19 protein-coding genes are annotated in these 23,537 nt (G+C 45.3%); 16 read left to right on the plus strand and 3 right to left on the minus strand.

Annotation, left to right across the window (positions count from 1 at the left end; all coding sequences use genetic code 11):
• Window positions 1–6: 6 nt before the first annotated feature.
• From J7E35_RS18505 to J7E35_RS18535, 7 genes are all read left to right on the plus strand, one after another.
• On the plus strand, window positions 7–321 hold the full coding sequence (locus J7E35_RS18505; RefSeq protein WP_214782311.1) for a YerC/YecD family TrpR-related protein: 315 nt from the start codon (window positions 7–9) through the stop codon (window positions 319–321).
• A 340-nt stretch (window positions 322–661) separates the two neighbouring features.
• Window positions 662–817, plus strand: a complete 156-nt coding sequence (locus J7E35_RS18510) for a hypothetical protein (RefSeq protein WP_214782314.1) — start codon at window positions 662–664, stop codon at window positions 815–817.
• Between the two features lie 119 nt (window positions 818–936).
• The gene (gene pcrB, locus J7E35_RS18515) at window positions 937–1,623 is read left to right on the plus strand and encodes a heptaprenylglyceryl phosphate synthase (RefSeq protein WP_214782317.1); all 687 of its coding nucleotides are present in this window, start codon (window positions 937–939) and stop codon (window positions 1,621–1,623) included.
• Between the two features lie 65 nt (window positions 1,624–1,688).
• On the plus strand, window positions 1,689–3,917 hold the full coding sequence (pcrA, locus tag J7E35_RS18520; protein WP_214782321.1) for a DNA helicase PcrA: 2,229 nt from the start codon (window positions 1,689–1,691) through the stop codon (window positions 3,915–3,917).
• A gap of 124 nt (window positions 3,918–4,041) precedes the next feature.
• On the plus strand, window positions 4,042–6,048 hold the full coding sequence (gene ligA / locus J7E35_RS18525) for an NAD-dependent DNA ligase LigA (protein ID WP_214782323.1): 2,007 nt from the start codon (window positions 4,042–4,044) through the stop codon (window positions 6,046–6,048).
• 195 nt (window positions 6,049–6,243) lie between these two features.
• Complete coding sequence (locus J7E35_RS18530) at window positions 6,244–7,461, plus strand: CamS family sex pheromone protein (protein ID WP_214782325.1); 1,218 nt, start codon at window positions 6,244–6,246, stop codon at window positions 7,459–7,461.
• Window positions 7,462–7,821: 360 nt separating this feature from the next.
• Window positions 7,822–9,588, plus strand: coding sequence for a glycoside hydrolase family 3 protein (locus J7E35_RS18535; protein ID WP_214782327.1), 1,767 nt, complete (start codon window positions 7,822–7,824; stop codon window positions 9,586–9,588).
• 70 nt (window positions 9,589–9,658) lie between these two features.
• On the opposite strand, the gene J7E35_RS18540 is transcribed toward J7E35_RS18535, so the two are convergent.
• On the minus strand, window positions 9,659–10,117 hold the full coding sequence (locus J7E35_RS18540; protein ID WP_214782329.1) for a DinB family protein: 459 nt from the start codon (window positions 10,115–10,117) through the stop codon (window positions 9,659–9,661).
• Between the two features lie 354 nt (window positions 10,118–10,471).
• Between J7E35_RS18540 and pruA the strand changes: the two genes are divergently transcribed.
• From pruA to J7E35_RS18570, 6 genes are all read left to right on the plus strand, one after another.
• A complete protein-coding gene (pruA, locus tag J7E35_RS18545; RefSeq protein WP_214782331.1) occupies window positions 10,472–12,019 on the plus strand; it encodes an L-glutamate gamma-semialdehyde dehydrogenase in 1,548 nt (515 codons plus the stop codon).
• Between the two features lie 407 nt (window positions 12,020–12,426).
• Window positions 12,427–14,022 carry a malate synthase A gene (gene aceB, locus J7E35_RS18550; RefSeq protein WP_214782333.1) on the plus strand — a complete coding sequence of 532 codons (1,596 nt, stop codon included), beginning with the start codon at window positions 12,427–12,429 and terminating at the stop codon, window positions 14,020–14,022.
• A 45-nt stretch (window positions 14,023–14,067) separates the two neighbouring features.
• A complete protein-coding gene (gene aceA, locus J7E35_RS18555) occupies window positions 14,068–15,348 on the plus strand; it encodes an isocitrate lyase (RefSeq protein WP_214782335.1) in 1,281 nt (426 codons plus the stop codon).
• A gap of 667 nt (window positions 15,349–16,015) precedes the next feature.
• Window positions 16,016–16,462, plus strand: coding sequence for a YueI family protein (locus J7E35_RS18560; RefSeq protein ID WP_214782337.1), 447 nt, complete (start codon window positions 16,016–16,018; stop codon window positions 16,460–16,462).
• Between the two features lie 161 nt (window positions 16,463–16,623).
• Window positions 16,624–17,889, plus strand: a complete 1,266-nt coding sequence (locus tag J7E35_RS18565; protein WP_214782340.1) for an MFS transporter — start codon at window positions 16,624–16,626, stop codon at window positions 17,887–17,889.
• Complete coding sequence (locus J7E35_RS18570) at window positions 17,870–18,481, plus strand: TetR/AcrR family transcriptional regulator (RefSeq protein WP_251041081.1); 612 nt, start codon at window positions 17,870–17,872, stop codon at window positions 18,479–18,481. The genes J7E35_RS18565 and J7E35_RS18570 overlap by 20 nt, the downstream gene beginning before the upstream one ends.
• Window positions 18,482–18,574: 93 nt before the next feature.
• Here J7E35_RS18570 and J7E35_RS18575 read toward each other — a convergent pair whose 3' ends face one another.
• Window positions 18,575–19,282 (minus strand): hypothetical protein, encoded by a 708-nt coding sequence (locus J7E35_RS18575; protein ID WP_214782346.1) that lies wholly within the window; start codon window positions 19,280–19,282, stop codon window positions 18,575–18,577.
• A 204-nt stretch (window positions 19,283–19,486) separates the two neighbouring features.
• Between J7E35_RS18575 and gatC the strand changes: the two genes are divergently transcribed.
• Genes gatC through gatB form a run of 3 tightly spaced genes read left to right on the plus strand, consistent with a single transcriptional unit; the run spans window position 19,487 to window position 22,687 of the window.
• Entirely contained in the window at window positions 19,487–19,777 is a 291-nt protein-coding gene (gene gatC, locus J7E35_RS18580) for an Asp-tRNA(Asn)/Glu-tRNA(Gln) amidotransferase subunit GatC (protein WP_214782349.1), read from the plus strand.
• Between the two features lie 11 nt (window positions 19,778–19,788).
• Window positions 19,789–21,246: an Asp-tRNA(Asn)/Glu-tRNA(Gln) amidotransferase subunit GatA gene (gene gatA / locus J7E35_RS18585; RefSeq protein WP_214782352.1), complete on the plus strand. Its 1,458-nt coding sequence runs from the start codon at window positions 19,789–19,791 to the stop codon at window positions 21,244–21,246.
• Between the two features lie 13 nt (window positions 21,247–21,259).
• Window positions 21,260–22,687, plus strand: coding sequence for an Asp-tRNA(Asn)/Glu-tRNA(Gln) amidotransferase subunit GatB (gene gatB, locus J7E35_RS18590; RefSeq protein ID WP_214782355.1), 1,428 nt, complete (start codon window positions 21,260–21,262; stop codon window positions 22,685–22,687).
• A 105-nt stretch (window positions 22,688–22,792) separates the two neighbouring features.
• Here gatB and J7E35_RS18595 read toward each other — a convergent pair whose 3' ends face one another.
• A complete protein-coding gene (locus J7E35_RS18595) occupies window positions 22,793–23,527 on the minus strand; it encodes a hypothetical protein (protein WP_214782358.1) in 735 nt (244 codons plus the stop codon).
• Window positions 23,528–23,537: the final 10 nt, after the last annotated feature.

Here is a 23,537-nt window from a genome sequence, read left to right on the forward strand (position 1 = left end):
GACTATATGCAAATTGATAAATTAAGAGGCAAGGAACTCGATCAATTATTCAAGGCGATTTTATCGCTGAAAGATCTCGATGAGGCGTATCGCTTCTTCGACGACCTTGCGACAGTGAACGAAATCCAGTCACTTGCACAGCGCCTTGAGGTTGCCCGCATGCTTCGCGAGGGCAAGACTTATCATAAGATCGAAACAGAAACAGGCGCGAGCACGGCAACGATTTCCCGTGTGAAGCGATGCCTGAACTATGGAAACGATGCATACGAAATGGCGCTCGAAAGATTGAAAGAGCAGGACAACGCTGAAAAAGCGAAATAGTATTTTGATGAAGGACGGAACCGGGTATGGTTCCGTTCTTTTTTATGGGTGGCAGAATTGGAAAAAAGCGCAGGTAATTTCCAATTCCTATAAAGAAATTTTTTTCGTTATAAAAAAGAAAAAGTCGCTATAAAAAAATAATTCTTCATTATATCAGTCTAATCTGCTCGAATAAGTTTCCCAACTCAACAAAAAACTGCTAATAAAATTGGAAAAACAGACTGTAAATTTCCAGTTCGCCAATAAAAATAAAAAATCGCTAATAAAATATTATTTTCGCCAATAAATCCTGTGGAATAGCCAATAAAACTGTGAACTCTGCTAATAAGACAGGTTAACCTTGTTCCTAGGAAGTCTGGCAGTCTATCTTGGCGAAAAAGAGATCATCAGCTTCTTCGGACTTGATCCAATCTATCTTGCGCTGATTGTCAGCGGTATCAGCTTCTATGTTTTTTCAAGGTTGTTCACCGAGCAATATGAGCACCGAGATTTATAATTTTACATCAAAATGCGTTCCGGCATTTGGAGCGCTTTTTTCATATGTTTCCTTTTTTATATACAGGCAACAAATGCTATAATGGTGGAATGGATAGATAGAATGGGGGCAATTCAAGGATGTACGATGTTCGCGAGTGGAGACATGTGTTCAAGCTCGATCCAAATAAAGAGATAACTGATGAAGAATTAGATAGAATTTGCGAGTCTGGAACCGACGCGATCATGGTGGGAGGGACGGATGGAGTCACTCTTGAAGGAGTCCTTGATTTGATGTCCCGAGTCCGCCGCTATACGGTTCCATGCATTCTCGAGGTTTCGACGATTGACTCGATCACACCGGGATTCGATTTTTATTTTATCCCGACAGTATTGAACAGCCGCAATCCACAGTGGATCACCGGCCTGCACCATGAGGCGGTCAAGGAGTATGGCGAACTGATGGATTGGGACGAGCTGAAAATGGAAGGCTATTGCATCCTGAATCCGGATTGCAAGGCGGCTAAGCTTACTGATGCGAAGACGGAGCTTTCGATTGACGATGTACGGGCATACGCGATGATGGCAGAAAAAATGTTCAGCCTGCCGATTTTCTATTTGGAATACAGCGGGGTATATGGCAATCCTGAGTATGTTAAAGCAGCCAAAAGCGTCCTCGAAAAAACGGTTCTCTTTTACGGCGGAGGAATTGAAACAGCGCAGCAGGCAGAAGAAATGGCCGGGCATGCCGATGTCATCGTGGTTGGGAATGTTGTATACAGCAACCTTGATGAGGCATTGAAGACTGTAGCTGCAGCAAAGAAATAACGAAGTTGTATATAAGGGTTTTATGAGATAAAATAAGAACAAATGTTTGTATGGTGGTGACGAGTGTGCAATTTTTAACGGATAAATTATTGAATGGCTTGAACCCTGAGCAGCAGAAGGCGGTCAAGGCAGTGGACGGGCCTTTGCTATTGATGGCAGGGGCAGGCTCTGGTAAAACAAGAGTCCTGACACACAGAATTGCGTATTTAATGGTGGAAAAAGGGGTAAATCCTTATAACATCCTTGCAATTACGTTTACGAATAAAGCAGCGCGTGAAATGCGCGAGAGGATCCAGAAAATGATGGGCGGAGCGGCAGACGATATCTGGATTTCGACGTTCCACTCAATGTGTGTGCGCATTTTGCGCAGGGACATCGACCGTCTTGGCTATAACCGCAACTTCACGATCCTTGACTCGACTGACCAGCAGTCTGTCATCAAGTCGATTTTGAAGGACAAGAATATGGATCCGAAAAAATATGATCCTCGTGCGATCCTTGGTACGATCAGCTCGGCGAAAAATGAGTTGATTACGCCCGAGGAATATGCGAAGTCGGCGGGGGATTATTTTTCCCAGAAGGTCAGCGATGTGTATACGGAATACCAGCGCAGGCTGCGAAAAAATAACGCGCTCGATTTCGACGATTTAATCATGACGACGATCACGCTGTTCATCCGCGTGCCGGAAGTGCTTGAATATTACCAGCGCAAGTTCCAGTACATCCATGTCGATGAGTATCAGGATACGAACAGGGCACAATACATGCTGGTAAAATTGCTTGCGCAAAGATTCCAGAACCTATGTGTCGTAGGTGACTCGGATCAGTCGATCTATCGCTGGCGCGGTGCGGACATCACGAATATCCTTTCTTTTGAAAAAGACTACCCAAGGGCAAGCGTCATTTTGCTAGAGCAGAACTACCGCTCGACAAAGAAGATTTTGCTGGCGGCGAATATGGTCATCCAGAACAACATGAACCGCAAGCCGAAAAACCTTTGGACAGAGAACCCAGAGGGAAACAAAATCATGTACTATCGCGCGGACAGCGAACAGGGCGAGGCGCAGTTTGTCATCGGCAAAATCCAGGAGCAGCTTCGCAATGGCCGCAAGCTGTCTGATATCGCGATTCTTTACCGTACGAACGCCCAGTCCCGTGTGATCGAGGAATCTTTCTTGAAGTCGAACATCGATTACTCAATCGTCGGCGGCATCAAATTCTATGACAGGAAGGAAATCAAGGATATCCTTGCCTACCTTCGCTTGATTTCGAACCCTGATGATGATATCAGTTTGCAGAGGATCATCAATGTTCCGAAGCGCGCGATCGGTTCAACCTCGATTGATAAAATCGCCAACTTCGCGACAATGCATGATTTGTCGATGTTCCAGGCCTTGGAGACGATTGAAATGATTGGCCTGAGCCCGAAAGCGGAAAAAGCTGCGGCTGAATTCCGCAACCTGGTCAGCAATTACACTCATCAGCAGGAATATCTGTCCGTGACGGAGCTGGTGGAGGAAGTTCTTGATAAAACAGGCTACCGTGACATGTTGAAGGCGGAAAAATCGTTGGAGTCACAGAGCCGACTTGAGAACATAGATGAATTTTTAACGGTAACAAAAAGCTTTGAAGAAAGCAGTGAAGACAAGAGTCTGGTCGCATTCCTGACAGATTTGGCACTTGTCGCTGATATTGACCGCCTGGATGATGACGGCGAGAAAAAAACAGATTTCGTCACATTGATGACACTGCACTCAGCCAAGGGACTCGAGTTCCCCGTTGTCTTCCTGATTGGTATGGAAGAGGGAGTATTCCCGCACAGCCGCTCCTTGATGGAGGAGGATGAGATGGAGGAAGAACGCCGTCTTGCCTATGTAGGAATAACCCGTGCCGAAGAAGAACTATTCATCACGAATGCACAGATGCGTACCCTTTTCGGCCGTACCAATATGAACCCGGAATCACGGTTCATTAAGGAAATACCGGCTGATTTGGTTGAAGACGCCGTTCCGAAAGTGAGAAGGCCTGCGCCAGCAAGCGGCGGCAGACCTGCCCCTTCAGCAAGACCGTCCATGCCGACTCGCGGTGCTGTCTCCCGTCCGGTCGCAGCTGCAAGCGGCGGCGAAGGCATCGATTGGAAGGTTGGCGACAAAGCCCAGCATGGCAAGTGGGGAACAGGAACGGTTGTCAGCGTAAAAGGGTCAGGAGAAGGCACAGAGCTTGACATTGCATTCCCAAGCCCAACAGGAATCAAGCGATTGCTGGCTAAGTTCGCACCGATTACAAAGGCTTAAACAATTTTTAATAACACATTGAATACTGTCTAGCTCCAGCGCCTAGCCCCTCGAGTCGCTTGTCTGGGCTGACCAAGGCGCTTGCGCTTTCTGTTTTCACTTCATTTATGAAAGGGCTGGATTTATGGATTTTCAAAGTGCTGAGAGAAAAGCCAAGGATTTGCAAAATCTGCTTAATCAATATAGTTATGAATATCATGTTCTTGACCAGCCGTCGGTTCCGGATGCGGAGTATGACAGGCTTTTGAGGGAACTGATTGAAATCGAGGAGCAATTCCCTGAACTGCAGACTCCCGACTCTCCTACACAGCGTGTTGGCGGCGAGATTTTAACGATGTTCAATAAGGTGCAGCATGCAATTCCGATGCTGAGCCTGGGAAATGCCTTTGATGAGCAGGACCTGCGGGATTTTGACCGCCGTGTCCGCCAGGGTGTTGGCGACAATGTTTCTTATGTTTGCGAACTGAAGATCGATGGTCTGGCAGTTTCGCTTATTTATGAGGACGGGATGCTTGTCCGAGGTGCGACTCGCGGTGATGGAACGACTGGTGAGGATATTACGTCTAATCTGAAGACGATCCGTTCTTTGCCGATCCGCTTGAAAGAGCAGGTTTCGCTTGAGGTGCGCGGTGAGGCGTTCATGCCGAAGAAATCATTCGAAGCATTGAACAAAGCAAGAAAAGAGCTTGAAGAAGAACCTTTTGCCAACCCGCGTAATGCGGCCGCTGGCTCCCTTCGCCAGCTTGATCCGAAGATTGCTGCTTCAAGAAATCTGGATGTATTCCTATATGGTATTGCAAATGTCGGTAATACTGGAATCCGCGCACATAGCGAGGGACTGGATTATCTGGAGAATCTTGGATTTAAAACCAATAAAGAGCGCCGGAAAGTTGACAGCATTGAAGGTGTCATCGAGTATGTGAACAGCTGGGTCGAAAAGCGCCCTGACCTGCCATACGATATTGATGGAATTGTAATCAAGGTTGATTCACTCGACCAGCAGGCTGAGCTTGGGACGACAGCGAAGAGTCCTAGGTGGGCGGTCGCTTATAAATTCCCTGCCGAAGAAGTCGTGACAACTTTGAAGGAGATTGAATTGAGCGTTGGCCGCACAGGTGTCGTCACACCGACTGCCATCCTTGAACCAGTCCAGGTAGCTGGTACTACCGTTGGACGTGCTTCCTTGCACAATGAAGACTTGATCCGGGAAAAAGATATCAAAATCGGTGATAAAGTTGTCATCAAAAAAGCAGGAGATATTATCCCGGAAGTTGTTAATGTCCTTGCTGAGCAGCGCACAGGCGATGAAGTCGAGTTCCACATGCCTACAGAATGCCCTGAATGCGGCAGCGAGCTTGTCAGGATTGAAGGAGAAGTCGCGCTTCGCTGTATCAATCCGAAATGCCCTGCTCAAATCAGGGAAGGCCTGATCCACTTCGTTTCCCGAGATGCGATGAATATTGACGGACTCGGAGAGAGAGTGGTCAGCCAACTGTTTGTACAAGAGCTGATCAAGGATGTAGCCGACATTTATAAGCTGACACGCGAGCAGCTTCTGGCTCTTGAGCGAATGGGCGAGAAGTCCGTCAACAATTTGCTGTCAGCAATCGAAGCCACGAAGGATAATTCATTGGAAAAGCTATTGTTCGGACTGGGTATCCGTCTGGTTGGGGCAAAAGCCGCAAAGACTTTGGCTCAGCAATTTGAAACAATGGATCATTTGATGAAGGCGACGAAGGAAGAATTGACGGCCATTAATGAAATCGGCGACAAAATGGCCGACTCCATCGTTACATTCTTTGACAGTGATGAAGTGCGCGAGCTGGTTTCCGAGCTGAAGGCTGTCGGCGTCAATATGGAATACAAAGGGCCTAAGAAGGTTACCGCTGAAGAATCGGATTCATTTTTTGCCGGCAAAACAATCGTGTTGACCGGGAAGCTCGAGCAAATGGGCCGAAACGAAGCAAAAGAAAAAATCGAGGCGCTCGGCGGCAATGTAGCCGGAAGCGTCAGCAAGAAAACGGATTTACTCATTGCCGGGGAAGATGCAGGTTCAAAGCTGACAAAAGCAGAAAGCCTGGGGATTGAAGTGTGGAACGAGGAGAGAATGCTTGAAGAATTAAATAAATAAGCTCTTTTCGTAAGCTTTGTTGCTTTCACATCCAAAGTAAAAACCGGGTTTTGGGTTTTTACGGATATTTCCGCATCTCCGGTTCGGAAGTCTCCTCGAAAAGAACCCGATACTTTAAGGAATGCGGTTATTAATATGTGTTCGAAAAGCTGCAATGACTGCGAAAACAGCTAATAGATAAGAGGTGTACACGCCATGAGGAAGCTCTCAATGGTCGCTCTATCTCTTGTCCTTTTGCTGACGGCCTGTGCCCCTAATTTTCAAAAGCAGGAAGAGGTCGTCCAGGAGAAGGATGATGAAACAAAGGAAAAAGCGATTATTCCGAAATATAAAATTTCGGACAAATACTACCGTACTATTATGCCGTTCGAGCCTGGGGAAGCCCGCGGCATGGTCGTTAACAATCTGAATACGCGTTATGACATCACCGAGTTCGAGACCGGACTGATGAGGGTTGCCCAAAACTCTTTCCCAACAGACAAGTATGTCTTTAAAGAAGGCCAGTATCTCGACAGCAGTACCGTAGCATCCTGGCTGGAACGCGAAATGACTCCGGCTCAGGTCGATGCTAAGGAAAAAGAATTGCAGGCTAAGGCTAAAAAAGAAAAAAGTAATAAAAAGGTCACAGTGAAAAACCTGGGTCTGAATCCTGCCAATTCTGGCAAGGGCGACGCCCATGAACAGAATAAAAAGAATCCTATTTATCTAGCACATATCCTGGAGCATAATTATCTCGTCCAATCAGGGGAGAAGGATACGTACCAGCTTGGCGGCATCGCCATTGGACTGGCACTTAATTCCGTCCATTATTATCAAGAGGTTGAATTTGGGGCAGTATTTGAGAAGAATATTTCCCGATCCGTTCTTGAAGCTGAAGGGAAGAAAATTGCCCAGGAAGTCGTCAACAGGTTAAGAGGAATCGAAGAACTGAAAAATATACCGATTACCATCGGATTGTTTGAACAGGAAAGCCGATCTTCTGTTGTTCCTGGCAACTTTTTCACCTATGCAGAAGTATCACAGGGCAGCAACAATATCGGCAGCTGGAAGGATGTAAAAGAAGAATACATCCTGTTTCCGTCGGATAAAGCCGAGAAGGAACACCGGGATGACCTGACATTTTTCCAGAATTTCAAGCAGGATGTTGAGGAATATTTCCCTAACTTCAACGGCGTCATCGGCAAAGGCTTTTATCTGGATGGCCAGCTTCAGGAAATAAACATCGAAATACCGATCCAGTTCTACGGCGAAGCCGAGGCTATTGGCTTCACCCAGTATGTAACGGGACTGGTCATGGAGCACTTCCCTAACTACATTTCCGTGCAGGTCAGCGTATCATCCGTACTGGGGCAGGAAGCCTTGATCGTTAAAAAGCCGGATCAGGATGAACCATTTGTGCATATCTATCAGTAACGAGTAAAGGGCTTTTAGTCCTTTACTTTTTTTATTAAAGAAAAGTAAAGCAAACACTGCAAATTAAATTTCAGATTCCAAAAAGAAAAATATTTAAGCAAGGTAATAAAACCCGGATTTGCTAGTTTAATAAATAGTTATTCTGCACTTGGAGCCGTATTTTCCACTATGACTTTCCATCTATAAAATTATTTAGTAAACCAAAATAATATGACTATTCTATCAATTTGATTCCATTGCTGACTTATTATTTTATATTTTCCAATATTTATAATAACCTTACACTGTAAGCACTTACATATTGAAGGGAGGAGAAGAAAGTAACTTATTTGTGAAAATAAAGTCTATAGGAGGAATAAAATGAAGAAACTAAGTACCATGATTAGCGTTCTTGTGTTAGCTTCAACTCTTGTAGTGCCACTTGGAAGTAATGCTCAATCTTCTAACGACCTCAACTATCCTGATCCGCCAACAGATAAAGCAAGGAATGGTATGGTTCAAAGAATCATTGCCCATATGTCTGATAAAGAGAAAATCGGACAACTTGTGATGCCTTCTACTCATGATAATCAAAACCAGATGCCAGATGAACGCACTCGAAAATTAATTGAAGAGTACAATGTCGGTTCTGTCATAGTTTATGGTGACAGAGATGCAAAGAAAACCGCTGAATACAATAATCAGTTGCAAGGATGGGCTTCCCAAACCCGTTTGAATATTCCATTATTTATATCTGCCGACTTGGAATATGGCTCTGTCCAGCATGTTTCTGATGGTACAGCCTTCCCGCGTCAAATGGGGATTGGTGCAACAAGAGATCTTCAAGCTGCAGAAGAAGTAGCTAAAATTACAGCCATTGAGTCAAAGGCGACGGGATTTAACTGGAACTATTCCCCTGTAGCGGATGTCAACACAAATCCGGCCAATCCAGTCATTGGTGTCAGGTCCTTCAGCGAAAAAACTCAACTTGTATCAGATATGACCAAAGCACAAATCAAGGGATACCAGGATAACGGTGTCCTAGCAACAGCCAAACACTTCCCAGGTCACGGTGATACCAGTGTCGATTCGCATTATGGACTGGCTGCGGTAACCTATGATCGTGAAACGCTGGAGGAAGTACATTTACCACCGTTTAAAGCGGCAATTGATGCTGGCGTAGATTCCATTATGACAGCTCACGTCATCATTAATGCTATTGACCCTGAGCTTCCAGCGACTCTTTCTAAAAAAGTCCTTACTGGGCTCCTTCGTGAAGAAATGGGCTTTGATGGCATAATAGTCACTGATGCAATGAGTATGCATGCGATTGATAAAGAGTGGGGCGCAGGCGAGGCAGGTGTGATGGCGATTAATGCTGGCGCTGATATTGTTATGGCAACCGGAACATATGAACAGCAACTTGAAACTTATGATGCGTTATATAATGCTTTGAAATCAGGTGATTTAACGGAAAAGAGGGTTGACGAATCTGTAAAAAGAATTCTGACGGCAAAGTTTAAATATGATTTATTCAATGACCGTTATGACGACCCTGCAACTGCAACAAAAGTTGTCAATACTACTGCCCACAAAGAAGCAGCGTCAGAGGTAGCTAGAAAGTCAATAACTCTGTTGAAAAATGATGGAGTACTGCCGTTTGAGACAGCTAATGACGAAACTACACTTGTTGTTGGTCCAAAAATTTATGGATCAGCTAAACATATCAGTGAAGTCATAAATGCTGTGGATGCTAAGACTTCAGAAACAGTGCTGAGTGCGATTACCGAGACGAACTCTACTAATGCTGATATTGCAAACGCAGTTCAATTGGCAGAACAGGCAGATCGAATAATAGTAGCCACTTTCTCACCGGGTGAACTAGCTGAAGGACAGGTGGATTTGGTACAAGCTTTAAAGGCTACTGGTAAGCCAGTTGTAGCACTATCATTGGGATTGCCTTATGATATAAAACATTTCCCTGAAGTAGATGCATATTTAGCATCCTATGCTATTGAGCGGTGGGGCTCACCCGTCCCAACCTCATGGAACGCCGCAGTTGATGTTATCTTTGGTGCTCAGCCGGGAGGAAGGCTGCCGGTGAACATCGAAGGGTTTTATCAATTTGGGGACGGTTTAAGTTACTAGTGGAAAACAATCCGATTCGGAAAAAAGCAAAGAGCATCTTGGGCTCTTTGCTTTTTTGAATCAGTTTATGTTAAATACACTTCTTAATATCAAGGATTGTCTGTAAATGCATGCCTTCATGGAAAATGGTCCGAACCAGGACTTGCTCGATTGTATGCATCCCCATTTCGGTTGGGGTGAATTCATCATCCAATCTGTCACCATAAGATTCTTTTATTCTAGCAGGCTGTGTTTTCAGCAAGTCTTTTAACTCGCTGACGGTAGGGGTTTCCTCTGTAAAATTGGCCGGGGAGGTACCATAGCCAAACCAGGACTTGAACTCTTCCGGGACATCTGCCGGCTCTTTTGTCACCGCCTGGATCCATAAATATTGATCAAGGTAAATATGCCCAAGGTTCCAGCGGATATTATTGTTAAAGCCTGCAGGGATTTTCTCCGCATCTTCCTCAGAAACTGTATCTGTTACACCCAAAATATAGCTTCGATAGGATTCAAGCTGATTGAACAGCACTTCATGGCGTTTTTTCATGTATTATAGGCTCCTTTTTTGCATGGATAGAGTAATATTCGCTAGATTAAAGGGATTCCCTGCTGTTCATTAATGCGATTTTTACTAATCTATTAATTTTACTTTCGGAAAAAAATTTTGACCACCTTGAGAGATTATTCGTCCAATTTCACACTTCATTCGACCACATCTACGATTAAATCGACCAACACCAAAAAAGCAAACAAAAAACGAGCAAATTACAATATTGGCATAATAAAGATTGCGAAAATTCTCAATCCAAGACTTGCTAGTACGTTGACGTTGAACACTGTGAGACTCTCATGATAGAATGGGGAAGGAATGAAAACGTTTTAATACATAGGAGGGGATAGAATGGTTCAGCCATACAAACACGAGCCTTTCACGAATTTTAAAGATGAGGAAAACCGTGAAGGATACCTTACAGGATTGAAGACCGTAGAAGGCTATCTTGGCCAGGATTATGACTTGGTGATTGGCGGAGAGAGAATCTCGACTGAAGACAAAATTGTATCTTACAACCCATCCAATAAAGAGGAAGTTATTGGACGCGTATCAAAGGCAAACCGCGACCTGGCTGAAAAAGCAATGCAGGCTGCTGTTGAAGCGTTCAAGACTTGGAAAAAAGTAAAGCCTGAGACACGTGCAGATGTATTATTCAAGGCTGCAGCAATCATTCGCCGCCGCAAGCATGAATTCTCAGCGCTTTTAACAAAAGAAGCTGGTAAGCCATGGAACGAGGCGGATGCTGATACAGCAGAAGCAATCGACTTCCTTGAGTACTATGCTCGCCAAATGCTAAGAATCAAAGAGGGCGTGAAAGTAGAAAGCCGTCCAAATGAATATAACCGTTATGATTACATTCCTCTTGGAGTGGGAGTCATCATTTCTCCATGGAACTTCCCGTTGGCAATCATGGCTGGTACAACTGTAGCAGCGATCGTTACAGGAAACACAGTTCTTTTGAAGCCAGCTTCAACTACTCCAGTTGTTGCGGCTAAGTTCGTTGAAGTAATGGAAGAAGCAGGTCTGCCTGCGGGTGTCCTTAACTTCGTACCAGGAAGCGGCGCAGAAGTGGGCGACTACCTTGTTGACCACAAAGACACTCGCTTCATCAGCTTTACAGGTTCACGTGACGTAGGTCTGCGCATTAACGAGCGCGCATCAAAGCTGAACGAAGGCCAAATCTGGCTTAAGCGCGTAGTCGCTGAAATGGGCGGAAAAGACACAATGGTTGTCGACAAAGACGCTGATCTTGAATTGGCTGCTCAAGCGATCACTGCTTCAGCATTCGGCTTCTCTGGCCAGAAGTGCTCTGCATGTTCACGTGCTGTCATCGTTGAGGATGTATATGACCAGGTTCTTAACCGCGTGGTTGAATTGACAAATGAGCTTAAGCTCGATGATCCAACTGATCAAAGCACATTCATGGGTCCTGTAAACGACCAGGGTGCGTTCGACAAGATCATGAGCTACATCGAAATCGGCAAGCAGGAAGGCCGTTTGATGACTGGCGGCGAAGGAGACAGCTCTAAAGGCTACTTCATCAAGCCAACAATATTTGCTGATGTGGATCCAAAAGCCCGCATCATGCAGGAAGAAATCTTTGGACCAGTTGTGGCATTCGCAAAAGCGAAGGATTTCGACCATGCGCTTGAAATCGCGAACAACACGGAATACGGCCTGACTGGTGCGGTGATCACGCGCAACCGTGAAAACATCCAGAAGGCACGTGAAGATTTCCATGTCGGAAACCTTTACTTCAACCGCGGCTGCACAGGCGCAATCGTCGGTTACCAGCCATTCGGCGGCTTCAACATGTCTGGAACAGATTCAAAAGCTGGCGGACCAGACTATCTGCTTCTGCACATGCAAGCGAAGACTACTTCTGAAATGTACTAATACAGAATTGGAATCCCCTTCTCGTTTGAGAAGGGGATTTTTTGTGCGTTTAATCTGGGATGAACTGTTCAATGCCGCAACAGAGGTGTTCCTTTTGCCGTTTTTTGTAAGGGAACAGCAATTTGGGTAAAATAAGAAGCGCTCAAAATGACATTTGAATACAATAGCGTGTTCTCGGTTGTACTTTTCTACGAGTCCATGAAAAAAGTAACAACAATCTAAACTTTGATACATCAGTCCTCATGACCCTTTTCTATTGAGAAAAGGTTTTTTTTATAGGACGAAATTCTCACTCTTAAAAATTTTTCAGAAAAATTCAACAAAATAGTTGCAATCTAAAACCTCTGTTATATAATACATATTAGGGTTATTGATACTGTACTATAACAAAGGGGTGAAGACAGTCTATGTCGACACAAACTACAGGAATTGAAATAGTGGGCAGCATGAAAAAAGGATACGAAGAAATTTTGACACCAGAGGCTCTTGATTTTGTAGAGCGGCTTGAAAGGCATTTTGGCGAGCGTCGGGTGGAATTGCTGGCCGCGCGTGAAATGCGCCAGGCGGAAATCAACGGAGGGAAGCTGCCGGACTTCTTGCCGGAAACAAAGCACATCCGTGAGAGCGAGTGGACAATCGCGCCGCTCCCGAAAGATCTTCAGGATCGCAGAGTCGAGATCACTGGTCCGACTGACAGGAAAATGGTCATCAATGCGCTCAATTCTGGAGCGAAGATTTTTATGGCAGACTGCGAGGATTCAACTTCGCCGACATGGGAAGCGATTGTTGAAGGGCAGATCAATCTTAGGGACGCCGTTAACAAAACGATCTCTTTTGAAAATGCAAATGGCAAAAAGTATCAACTGAATGAAAAAACAGCTGTTTTAATGGTTCGCCCAAGAGGCTGGCACCTAGAAGAAAAACATGTATTGCTTGATGGCAACCCCATTTCTGGCGGCTTATTCGATTTCGCGATGTACTTTTTCCATAATGCGAAAAAGCTGGTGGAGCAGGGCACAGGCCCATACTTCTACCTTCCTAAGATGGAGAGCCACCTTGAAGCGCGCCTATGGAACGATGTGTTCGTTTATGCACAGAATCATCTTGGCATTCCACAGGGAACGATTAAAGCAACTGTTTTGATTGAAACGATCCTGGCTTCATTCGAAATGAATGAGATTCTATATGAACTGAAAGAGCACTCCGCTGGTTTGAACTGCGGCCGATGGGATTATATTTTCAGCTATCTGAAAAAGCTGCGTTCACAGGACGATGTGATTTTACCGGATCGCTCACAGGTAACAATGACGGTTCCGTTCATGAGGTCATACTCGTTGCTGACGATCCAGACCTGCCACCGCCGCAAGGCTCCGGCAATGGGCGGAATGGCGGCGCAAATCCCGATCAAAAATGACGAGGAAGCAAATGCTGAAGCATTCGCCAAGGTACGCGCTGATAAAGAGCGTGAAGCCCGCGACGGCCATGATGGCACATGGGTAGCACATCCAGGACTGGTACCGGTAGCACTTGAGGCGTTCAACAAGGAAATGCCAGAACCGAACCAGATAGAATCTGGCAAGCAGATGGATGTTGAAGTGAATGCAGCTGACCTGCTTGCTGTACCAGAAGGGACTATAACAGAAGCCGGTGTGCGAATGAACATCAATGTTGGCATCCAGTACGTGGCCAGCTGGCTGAATGGCCGCGGCGCAGCTCCGATTCATAACCTGATGGAGGATGCAGCAACAGCAGAGATTTCCCGTGCTCAGCTATGGCAATGGATTCGCCATCCAAAAGGACTTCTGGAAGATGGCCGCAAAGTGACGGTTGAAATGTACCACGAGCTGAAGGAAGAGGAACTTGAGAAAATCAAGCTGGAAGTCGGCGAAGCGGTATTTGAAAATGGGAAATTCGAGCAGGCGGCAGAGATGTTTGATGAATTGATTTTAAATGAAGACTTCGTTGAATTTTTAACATTGCCTGGCTATCAGGCTTTAGCTTAATAGATTGATAGATTCATATAAAACAAACACTAGGAGGAATAAAAAATGACTCAAGATCGTGTAAAGAAATTGCAGGAAAGCTGGGAAATGGATAGCAGATGGGTTGGAGTGGAAAGAACTTATACGGCGGAGGATGTCATCAAGCTTCGCGGTTCGATTGATATTGAACATACACTGGCTCGCCGCGGTGCAGAGAAGCTGTGGAAGCTTGTACATGAAGAGGATTTCGTTAACGCTCTTGGTGCTTTAACTGGCAACCAGGCTGTCCAGCAGGTAAAAGCTGGCCTTAAGGCAATCTACTTGAGCGGCTGGCAGGTTGCAGCGGATGCAAACCTTTCCGGAAACATGTATCCTGACCAGAGCTTGTACCCGGCGAACAGCGTTCCCGCTGTAGTTAAGCGTATCAACCAGGCGCTGCAGCGTGCTGACCAGATCACTCATGGAGAAGGAGATGATTCCATCGACTGGTTCGCACCAATCGTGGCGGATGCAGAAGCAGGATTCGGCGGACAGCTGAATGTATTCGAATTGATGAAGGGTATGATTGAAGCTGGTGCAGCTGGCGTACACTTTGAGGACCAGCTTTCTTCTGAAAAGAAATGCGGACACCTTGGCGGAAAAGTTTTGCTTCCGACACAGACGGCAGTCCGCAACCTGATTGCTGCCCGTCTTGCAGCCGATGTAATGGGAACACCAACTTTGATTGTAGCCCGTACTGATGCGAATGCGGCAGATTTGATCACTAGCGATGTCGATCCATATGATGCTCCATTCATCACGGGGGACAGGACACCGGAAGGCTTCTTCCGCGTAAATGCTGGCCTTGACCAGGCAATCGCCCGCGGTTTGGCATATGCTCCATATGCTGATTTGGTTTGGTGCGAAACATCTGAGCCGGATCTGGATGAAGCCCGCCGCTTTGCTGAAGCGATCCATGCGAAGTATCCTGGCAAGCTGCTTGCTTACAACTGCTCACCATCATTTAACTGGAAAAAGAAGCTGGATGACGAAACAATCGCGAAGTTCCAAACCGAGCTTGGCAAAATGGGTTACAAGTTCCAGTTCGTGACACTTGCTGGCTTCCACGCCTTGAACCACAGCATGTTCGAACTGGCTCGCGGCTACAAAGAACGCGGAATGGCTGCCTACTCCGAACTGCAGCAGGCTGAGTTCGACAGCGAGCAGTACGGCTACACTGCAACAAGGCACCAGCGCGAAGTCGGAACAGGTTACTTCGATGATGTATCAATGGTCATTTCCGGAGGAACTTCCTCAACGACTGCGCTAAAAGGATCTACCGAAGAAGCACAGTTTACTGCTTCCTGATCACGGGTTTTCTCTTCGCTTGAGCCCTCCAACTCAGGCGAAGATTCACCATAACTGTTTTTGATTTTTTACCTTGCATTCTCCTATTTGTGTCCTTCTCTTCGATTCGAAGAGGAGGTTTTTTTTGCTCAAAATAGGTTAACCTTAAACTAGCACAGACTTTTGGGCGGGAACATACATATAAGGGTGAATAATCCACATAGGAATTTAGAATTGCGGACGTAAAAAATAAATTCAAAAGGATAAAAACGTGTATCGATAATGGATAAGAATAAGGATGTACCCGAAAAGGCTGGACCCAGGATTGCTAGACTAATATGTGCCCGAAAAAGGAGAGGACCGAGAATTTCGGTAACAAGTGAGGCCAACATGTGCCCGAAAAGGGAGACAACCGAGAATTTCGGTAACAAGTCAGGCCAACATGTGCCCGAAAAACGAGAGAACTGAGGATTCCGGTAACAAGTAAGGCCAACATGTGCCCGCAAAGGAGAGAATCCAAGATCTCGGTAACAAGCTAGACTAACATGAGCCCGAAAAGAAAGTAACGAGAATTCGGCAAGAAAACTAAATGCATTGTATTTCATCAGGACATAAGCGACTGCCTGGGTTAAGATAAAAATGTATTTAAGGACTGCGGAACCAAGTATATGTGGAGGGGGTGACGATTATGGGCAGCAATAAAGTGGATGATTATCTGCAGCAGGGGATTCATGGTGCTAAACAGACAAAGCCTGATGAGAGACGGCGTTTCCTGACGACACTCAGGGAGCGGGTGGTCATTGCGCTTACGCAGGGCGAGGTCATGAGGAAGGGTGTTGAACCTGAAGTTGAGGAGCTTATGGATGAAAACCGCGAAGCCCACCTCTTTTTAAACGGCAATATATCATATTCTTATTTATCTGAGTACATTAAAGCGGCTGAAAAACGGGGCATCGAGTTTACAATCGTGACAAATAAGGATTACGATTCAGAACTCGGACTCGTTTTAGCGCACGGCCATGCTATTGATAAAGAGGAGATTTATCTTGGCAAAAAGAAACCCGTGATTCAAACAGCTGAACCTAAGAAGAAAAAGGGATTCTTATCTGGGTTTGGTAAGTTTTTTAGGAAATAGAGCAGCCTTTTAGGTTGGCTCTTTTTTTTTGGCCATTTTTCCAATGATTACAGTTACTGAAATCCAAAAAATTACAAAAATAAGTTGTAAATCGACAGCGGTGTCGTTATAATGAAAATAACAAACCGACATAAGTGTCGCTTTAGTCTGGAGGGATGAGAATGGGCGGTCTTTTAAAGAACAAGGGGTTTATCACCTTAATGCTTGCGCAGTTAATATCAAGTATTGGTGACTGGTTGAGTGTGATTGCAATCATCACGATGGTTGGCCTGAAGTGGGAGGCTTCTCCAATGGAGGTTTCCTTTATCATTTTATGTTTGGCTGTTCCGATGGCGCTGCTTGGACCATTCACCGGAACGATTGCTGACAGGATGAACAGAAAGGCGATCATGATCTTCTCAGACGTAGTCAGAGCGGGATTAATTCTGACTCTGGCATTTGCTGATTCCTTATGGATGGTCTATATTTGCTTGTTCATGGTCGGAATGCTCTCGGCTATATTTGTCCCGGCGAAGAATGGTAAGCTTAAAGAACTAATTGATCAAGAACATATGAAAAGTGCCATGTCCATTACCTCGATGATTGATTCCGGGACGAAGGTGTTGGGGCCATTATTAAGCGGTCTGCTGGTCTCGGTCTTTGGGACAAAAATGGTATTCATTATGGATTCAGGCACATTTATTATTTCAGCGTTACTGCTGATCACTTTACCAAAGGCAGCAGCATCTGTAAGAGTAGATTCGGGTGAACAAGGAGGAGCTTCGTTTAAGGAGGATTTCCTCGAGGGAATCAGGTTCATCAAAGGCAGTCGTTACTTAGTTATTGGTATGATTGTTATGGGGGTAAGCCTCCTGATCTTACAATTGTCTGATTCGCAAATCATTGTTTTATTGAGGGAACTATCGAATGCATCTCCTGATTTGTTTGGTTATATTGTTACGGCATCAGGTGTTGGAATGTTTTTTACAGGATTGCTGTTGGCTAAAAAAACAGATTACAATGCGCTGGTTCTATTGTTCATTGGAGTTTGCGGGATGGGGATCAGTTTTAGTATTCTGGCTTTATTGACCCAATTGGATTTAGCACTGCCGGTGTTATGGGGGCCAGCTCTGGGATTGGCGGCTGGATTTTCAGCAGGGTTGGTATTCATCCCTTTTCAGGCAGCAGTCCAAACCGAGACTCCTGTTCACATGACAGGCAGGGTTTTCGGAGTGTTGAACAGCGTGACCACCACGGCCACAGTCATTGGGCCATTGGCTGGCGGATTGCTTGCCACTGTCCTGGGAGTCATACCGACATTTGTGATAACTGGATTATTGTTGGTTGCAGTCTCGATTATTGGTCTGGTTTTCAAGAGTAAAATAGAACGGGGGAGAGCAAATGTCTCCGAAAGTCAGTCGGGAACACATGGAACAGCGTCGAGCTGAAATTTTGAAGGCGGCAGAGAAGGTTTTCATTGAATATGGATATGAGCGGGCCACGATGAAGCACATAATGGACGCTGCGAATGTCAGCAGAGGCGGGCTGTATCAATATTTTTCAAATAAAGAAGCAGTATTCGAAACGATTCTAGAAGAAGGATTATCGATAGAATTGGATGAGACATTGGAGATGTTAAAGGACAATGCCACATCCTATTGGGATCTGCTCATGCAAACCATCTTTGGCGAGACCGGGGAGCCTGATGATGAAATGGATCCTTTGGCGCCGGCAAAACTTGAGTTTTTTATAATCGGAAGAAATGATGAACATAGAAGAGAATACGGATCAGTTCGATACAATAATGGCTTGAAATTATATGCTCATATTATTGAACATGGCCAAAGAAGCGGGGAATTCAGCACAAGATTTGATCATGAAATCATTGCCCGTTCGATCATTGCCTTCATCGACGGCTTAGCAGTAGAGGATGCAATGTTATCCAAGGAAGATTTGAGGATTAAAGAGCAATCGATACTATTTGTGGAATATTTAAAACTGGCGTTGGGAATAGGTGATCAATCTACACGTGGTTTATAACTCATTTAGCAGATTCATAAGTTTTCTTAGAGGATTCGACAGCAAAATGGGCAAGGGGTGGATTTAACTTCCACCCCTTTTATTAAATCAGCTTTAAATCAAAATGAACAATAATGTTGAAGCCACAACTCCTAAAATGAACGGAAGCAGCTTGCTTTTGCGATCTTTAGGCAGTTCTTCCTTTATGGTGTTCAATAAGATGCCTCCAGCCAGCCAGCTGAACCACAGGGCGAAAATGAAGGTAGGAAGTGTGACGAGGTAGCCGAGCAGCCATCCACCCACCACAGAAACAGCCAGGATCAGCGAACCCCATGGATCATAACGCTTTTTATGGTCCAGCCGGAGTCCGACATCATTAACCATGAGGTGCAGGACGAAAACGGCCGTGAAAATGATTAACGCTTTAGGCTCCTGCTTCAAGCCTTTGATCAGGTAATAGCCAATGAACGAATTATAGAGGACAAAGGCTCCTATATGAAAAATAAAGACAGGAAGATTGGGCCTGTTCTGTTCAGAAGCTTTTACAAAATGATTGATAGAATAAAAAGCGATGAAGCCAATTGTCGCGATCAGGTACAAACTGTATTCTTCATAATGTTTGGGTAAGTGTATCAGCTTATTGAATTCCTTCTGCACCTTCTGGAATTCAGGCAGCAGATGCACGGTCACATAGGCAACGGATGCACCGCCGGCGAAGCTGAGTATTGGTTTACGCGGCTGTTCCATTAATTTTGAGTAGTATTTTACCGATAGATGAACTCCTGCTAACAGGATAACCAGGAAAAAAGTTAATATAGCCAAGTTTTTAACCTCCTTTGGCTATCCCTTCCCGCTGTCCTTCATCTGCAAACTAATTTAATGAACGAAAATGTCCTATATGTCTGCGATCAAGCTCTGCTTCTGTTAAAATAGTACAAACGGCAAGCTTGTATTGCTTTAACGTGGAAAACTTTGCTATGATCATTATTATTGTTATTATCAGACGATTAAGATGGAGGTGCTTTTATGTCAAGGATTTCTGAGGAACAGGTGAAGCATGTCGCGCACCTGGCAAGACTGGCTATTACGGAAAAAGAAGCGAAAATGCTGACGGACCAGCTGGATAAAATCATTACATATGCGGAGCAGTTGAATGAGCTGAATACAGATAATGTAGAGCCAACTGCACATGTGCTTGAAATAAAGAATGTCATGCGGGAAGATCGTGCAAAAGAGGGCCTTCCGCGTGAAGAGGTATTGAAAAATGCGCCTGAGCACCAGGATGGTCAGATCAAAGTGCCAGGAATTATGGAGTAGGAGGATCGGCGATGAGTTTATTTGAACACAAGATTTCGGAGCTTCATGAGCTTTTACATAAAAGAGACCTCAGCGTTTCCGACCTGGTCGACGAATCGTACAAGCGGATTGGCGAGGTTGAAGGCAAGGTCCAGGCGTTTTTAACATTGGATGAAGAAAATGCAAGAGCAGCAGCAAAGGCATTGGATGATAAGGCAATCCAACATGCTCCAACCAGTAAGTTATACGGACTGCCGATTGGCATCAAGGACAATATCGTCACGAAAGGTCTGCGTACAACGGCTGCAAGCAAGATCCTCGAAAACTTTGATCCTATTTATGATGCGACAGTTATCCAGAAGCTCCAACAGGCAGAAACGGTGACGATCGGCAAGCTGAACATGGACGAGTTCGCAATGGGATCCTCAAACGAAAACTCCGGCTTCAAAAAAACGTTCAACCCCTGGAATCTTGACCGTGTACCTGGTGGTTCTTCTGGCGGTTCGGCTGCATCGGTAGCGGCGGGGGAAGTACTGTTCTCGCTTGGTTCCGATACAGGCGGATCGATTCGCCAGCCGGCATCTTTCTGTGGTGTGGTCGGCATGAAGCCAACTTATGGACTTGTTTCACGCTTTGGATTGATCGCATTTGCCTCTTCTTTGGACCAGATTGGACCAATTACTCGGAATGTAGAAGACAATGCTTTTCTTTTAAAAGCGATCGCGGGGCACGATGAAATGGATTCGACCTCCGCAAACGTGGACATCCCTGACTATATCGCTTCTTTGACTGGCGATATAAAAGGCTTGCGAATCGCTGTGCCGAAGGAATACCTCGGTGAGGGCGTGAATGAAGAAGTCCGTAAATCAGTAATGGACGCACTTGTCATTCTAGAGCGACTGGGGGCGACTTGGGAAGAAGTTTCCCTGCCGCACTCCAAGTATGCTTTGGCTACATACTATCTGTTATCATCATCGGAAGCTTCAGCAAACCTGGCGCGCTTTGACGGCGTGCGTTATGGATACAGAACGCCGAACGCTGAAAACTTGCTCAATATGTATAAGATGACTCGCGAAGAAGGCTTCGGTGAGGAAGTAAAACGCCGAATCATGCTTGGTACATTTGCGCTGAGTGCAGGTTATTATGATGCCCATTATAAAAAAGCACAGAAGGTCCGCACGCTGATCAAGCAGGACTTTGAAAAGGTGTTTGAACAGTACGATGTCATCATCGGACCGACCGCACCAACACCGGCATTCAAACTTGGCGAAAACACAAGAGACCCACTGACGATGTATGCCAATGATATTTTGACGATTCCGGTCAACCTTGCAGGTGTGCCAGCCATCTCGGTTCCGTGCGGCTTTGACAAAGGTCTGCCGCTTGGCCTGCAAATCATCGGGCGTCATTTTGATGAAAGCACTGTATATAAAGTTGCCCATGCATTCGAGCAGGCAACAGATTACCATAAACAACAACCTGAGCTGTAAAGGGGTGAAAATGATGAAGTTTGAAACGGTAATTGGCCTTGAGGTCCATGTTGAATTAAAAACAGAATCAAAAATCTTTTCGGCGAGCCCGAACCATTTTGGTGCCGAGCCGAATACAAATACAAGCGTAATCGACCTGGGTTATCCGGGAGTACTCCCAGTCGTGAATAAAAAAGCGGTTGAATACGCGATGAAAGCCGCAATGGCTTTGAACTGCGAAATCGCGGAGCATACAAAGTTCGATCGAAAAAACTATTTTTATCCGGACAATCCTAAGGCCTATCAGATTTCCCAGTTCGACAAGCCTATTGGCGAGAACGGCTGGATTGAGATCGAGGTGAATGGCTATAAAAAGAAAATCGGCATCACGCGAATTCATATGGAAGAAGATGCTGGCAAACTGACTCACGGTAATGGTTATTCGCTGGTGGATTACAACCGCCAGGGAACACCGCTCGTTGAGATCGTATCGGAACCCGATATACGCACGCCGGATGAGGCATATGCCTATCTTGAGAAATTAAAGTCAATCATCCAATATACGGGCGTATCGGATTGCAAAATGGAAGAGGGCTCACTTCGATGTGATGCGAATATCTCCATCAGGCCGGTTGGGCAAAAGGAATTCGGTACGAAAACTGAGTTGAAAAACCTGAACTCTTTCAACTTCGTACGCAGAGGCCTTGAGTACGAGGAAAAGCGGCAGGAAGAGGAAATCCTTGCTGGCCGTGAAATCCAGCAGGAAACAAGGCGATATGATGAATCCACGAACACCACTCTCTTAATGCGTGTAAAAGAAGGATCAGATGATTATCGATATTTCCCTGAACCGGATCTTCCTGACCTTTATATCGACGAAGAATGGAAGACAAGGGTTCGTGCGGAAATCCCTGAACTTCCGGACGAGCGGAAAAAGCGATATATCGAGGGAATGGGACTGCCAGCTTACGATGCAGAGGTGCTAACGGTATCAAAAGAAATGGCTGATTTCTTTGAATCGGCTGTGAAAGCCGGGGCGGATCCTAAGCAGGCATCCAACTGGCTGATGGGAGAATTCTCAGCCTACCTGAAGGCCGAATCGAAAGAGCTGCATGAAACAGCACTGACTTCTGAAGGACTTGCTGGCTTGATCAAGCTGATTGAAAACGGCACAATCTCTTCCAAGATTGCCAAGCAGGTGTTCAAGGAATTGATCGAAAAGGGCGGCGATCCGGAGAAAATCGTCAAGGAAAAAGGACTTGTCCAAATTTCCGACGAAGGCGAACTGCTTAAGATCATTATTGAAATAATCGATGCGAATCCTCAATCAGTAGAAGATTTCAAGGGTGGCAAGGATAAAGCAAAAGGCTTCCTCGTCGGCCAGATCATGAAAGCAACAAAGGGCCAGGCAAACCCGCCGCTTGTAAACAAATTGCTTGTTGAAGAGTTGAATAAAAGATAATTGCGAAAGCTGGCGAACCACTCGCCAGCTTTTTTGTCGATATTTCCCGGGAAAGGGGGAAAAGAATCGGGATTTATATTGTTTTAGTAACCAGAGCCTTGTATATCAACCCCGACCATCATCCATCACACGTTCGATCAACTTTTCCTTATCATGGACGGTTTGCTGGAGAAACGCGCGATCAAAAATCATATACACTGGAGTTATATTGGTTAGAAGCTCAGGATATTTCTTCTTAAGTCCATCCAAATCATCTGATATTTGGAAGGACTCAAGTTTTTCCTTTACTTCGTCTGGAATGTCATACTTTTCTGAATCTCCACGTGGAACAATTGCCAGGACTGATAGTTTCTCAGGATCCTTTGAGAGGAAATCATAGAAAAGTGGCAGGTCCTCTATATCCGTTTTAATATAATATGTGCTGTAACCCTTTTTCCATTCTGCTTTTATTTTAAAATATATATTTTCTGGGGTAAGGCTTTTAGGAATTGGCAGGGTGTTTTCTTTAGCTTTTTGCTTTTCCATGCCAGGGGCTGCGTTAACCTGGCTGATTGAAATAGTTTCAGGCTCTATTTCTGGAGGAAATGAGACCTCGAGTGTTTCTCTTTCCTTCACCTTGGAGGGATTCGTGCCAGCCATGGCTTTGATTGGATCCATTTTCTCCGTTTTCGTGCCATGCCAATCATATTGACCGAGAATGTGGGGGATCTCCTGCCCATTCACCGTTACGGTCGGTATAGGCGGCTTTTCCTCTTTATATAATTTATAGCGGTCCATGGCAATCAAGACGGTTAAAAGCAATATAGCAGATGTTCCGTAGAATAGCAGCTTTCTCTTCATCATTTTCCCC

The sequence above is a fragment of the Bacillus sp. ISL-45 genome, assembly GCF_018613195.1.
In the GTDB taxonomy this organism is placed as follows: domain Bacteria; phylum Bacillota; class Bacilli; order Bacillales; family Cytobacillaceae; genus Mesobacillus.

Coding starts and splice junctions, on each gene's coding strand:
- gatA (WP_214782352.1), top strand. CDS start 19,789: ATGAGTTTATTTGAACACAAGATTTCGGAGCTTCATGAGCTTTTACAT.
- J7E35_RS18530 (WP_214782325.1), top strand. CDS start 6,244: ATGAGGAAGCTCTCAATGGTCGCTCTATCTCTTGTCCTTTTGCTGACG.
- J7E35_RS18565 (WP_214782340.1), top strand. CDS start 16,624: ATGGGCGGTCTTTTAAAGAACAAGGGGTTTATCACCTTAATGCTTGCG.
- pruA (WP_214782331.1), top strand. CDS start 10,472: ATGGTTCAGCCATACAAACACGAGCCTTTCACGAATTTTAAAGATGAG.
- aceA (WP_214782335.1), top strand. CDS start 14,068: ATGACTCAAGATCGTGTAAAGAAATTGCAGGAAAGCTGGGAAATGGAT.
- ligA (WP_214782323.1), top strand. CDS start 4,042: ATGGATTTTCAAAGTGCTGAGAGAAAAGCCAAGGATTTGCAAAATCTG.
- aceB (WP_214782333.1), top strand. CDS start 12,427: ATGTCGACACAAACTACAGGAATTGAAATAGTGGGCAGCATGAAAAAA.
- J7E35_RS18505 (WP_214782311.1), top strand. CDS start 7: ATGCAAATTGATAAATTAAGAGGCAAGGAACTCGATCAATTATTCAAG.
- J7E35_RS18595 (WP_214782358.1), bottom strand. CDS start 23,527: ATGAAGAGAAAGCTGCTATTCTACGGAACATCTGCTATATTGCTTTTA.
- J7E35_RS18560 (WP_214782337.1), top strand. CDS start 16,016: ATGGGCAGCAATAAAGTGGATGATTATCTGCAGCAGGGGATTCATGGT.
- gatC (WP_214782349.1), top strand. CDS start 19,487: ATGTCAAGGATTTCTGAGGAACAGGTGAAGCATGTCGCGCACCTGGCA.
- J7E35_RS18570 (WP_251041081.1), top strand. CDS start 17,870: ATGGAACAGCGTCGAGCTGAAATTTTGAAGGCGGCAGAGAAGGTTTTC.
- J7E35_RS18540 (WP_214782329.1), bottom strand. CDS start 10,117: ATGAAAAAACGCCATGAAGTGCTGTTCAATCAGCTTGAATCCTATCGA.
- pcrB (WP_214782317.1), top strand. CDS start 937: ATGTACGATGTTCGCGAGTGGAGACATGTGTTCAAGCTCGATCCAAAT.
- J7E35_RS18535 (WP_214782327.1), top strand. CDS start 7,822: ATGAAGAAACTAAGTACCATGATTAGCGTTCTTGTGTTAGCTTCAACT.
- gatB (WP_214782355.1), top strand. CDS start 21,260: ATGAAGTTTGAAACGGTAATTGGCCTTGAGGTCCATGTTGAATTAAAA.